The organism is Candidatus Enterococcus murrayae (genome assembly GCF_017315985.1).
GTDB classification, from domain to species: Bacteria; Bacillota; Bacilli; order Lactobacillales; family Enterococcaceae; genus Enterococcus_A; species Enterococcus_A murrayae.
Window position 1 is genome coordinate 1 of record NZ_JAFLVR010000081.1, and the last position, 1502, is coordinate 1502.

A 1502-nucleotide genomic window follows, 5' to 3' on the forward strand; every position below is an offset into this window, starting at 1 on the left:
TTTCGATTTTTCAATAATCCTGATGTTTTCCATTTCATCACTTTCCAAGTTAAGTAGTCTGCCCCTCTTTAATATACTCAGTGCTATTTCCCTATTGTTAATCAGTGGTCAGCTTTTACTAAACTGTACTGTGTTAATAAAATTATCTTAACACCAAATATATTATAAAAGTGCAAAAACTTCATTAGACTAATTCATCAAATATCGAAAAATTTAAATCTTGCTTGCTTCTTTCTTCAAGTAAAGACAATCCTCTGTCAATTAAAGCTCGCAAATATCTATATGGTGTGGGAGCTTCCATTTCTGGATACAAAGATTTGATTAGTATTGACCAATTATTATTTGGATCAATCGAACTCACACCAAAATTTGATCCTTGTGTATCAGTTAAAATGTAAGTAGCTGGATCAAACTCTTTGTAATATTTTTTTATTACATACGCAGCTGCATATGTATAAACGTCAACTTTATCTTCGAACAATCCACTTTCTTTTAATTCATCAGCAAATACAGACGCATCACTTGAAACTGATATATTAACAATATCTCCCATAAATACCCTCCTGCTAAATAATATTAGTGTGAAACGATGTAATCCGCTCCATCTCATATTCTTTCAATAAGTTTCTGCCCAAAAGCATATTTGTATCTTTTGGATTTAATTCATTTTCGTGAACCAAAAGAATGACTTGCTCTGAAAGTAGCGGAAGTGATGTTACGACATTCTTCTCGTGTTTTGAATCTAGCCTTCCAAAGGGAGAATCCATAATCACAGGCCCTTGTAATGGTGCATTTTTGTGTAAAGCACCAATCAACGATAACGCAACAACATGTTCAAACCCTGTGGATCGCCTTGGGACTACAATATCATCCTTATGAATTATTTCTAGTCCATAATTATCATTTATTTTCAAGTTTTTATAATCGGAATCTGCACTCATTTGAGTAAATAATTTTGTAGCATCAGTTTCAACACTCGACTTCAATTTGAGCCTATATTCTTCTATTCCTATAGAAAAGACTTTACTTATTTGCTTGGATATTTCTTCTCTCTTTGAAGCGTTTAAAACGTCTTTATTTTTCGACAATTGACCTACCTTTAAGTCTAGCTTATCTCTCTTATCTTTCTTTTCATTGATAATATCTCGTTCCTTAGCTATACCATCTTGTAACTCACTAATTTTTTGCTCCGCTTTGAATTGTAATTTAGGTAAATTTTCAGTTTCTGAATCTTGATCCCCAAAAGTTTTCATTTGTTTCTCTAAATCATGTAATTTTTGTTCTATAGTTGTTAATTCTATTTTCTTCCTATTCAAATCGTCTACCTTACTAATAATTAAATTACCGTTATTTTCTAATTTTAAATTTTGAAGTAATACAAGTCTAGAACGCAGTTGCTCTCGCGCTTCTATTTCTTCCTGTGTTAACCCCTCTTCTGTATTTTTTATATCTTCAAGTTTTTCTTTTAGATTAATAATTAAGTCTTTAGAAATTTTTTGACC

General features: G+C 31.4%; 2 protein-coding genes. Both read right to left on the reverse strand.

Annotated features, from left to right (window positions below):
• Positions 1-184: 184 nt before the first annotated feature.
• Positions 185-553, reverse strand: coding sequence for a hypothetical protein (locus JZO85_RS22250; protein ID WP_207110709.1), 369 nt, complete (start codon positions 551-553; stop codon positions 185-187).
• Positions 554-566: 13 nt separating this feature from the next.
• On the reverse strand, positions 567-1502 hold a 936-nt coding region (locus tag JZO85_RS22255), incomplete at its 5' end, for an AAA family ATPase (protein ID WP_207110710.1).

What these genes read in the sequence shown, in the direction of transcription:
- JZO85_RS22250 (WP_207110709.1), bottom strand. Translation starts at nt 553, where the DNA reads ATGGGAGATATTGTTAATATATCAGTTTCAAGTGATGCGTCTGTATTT.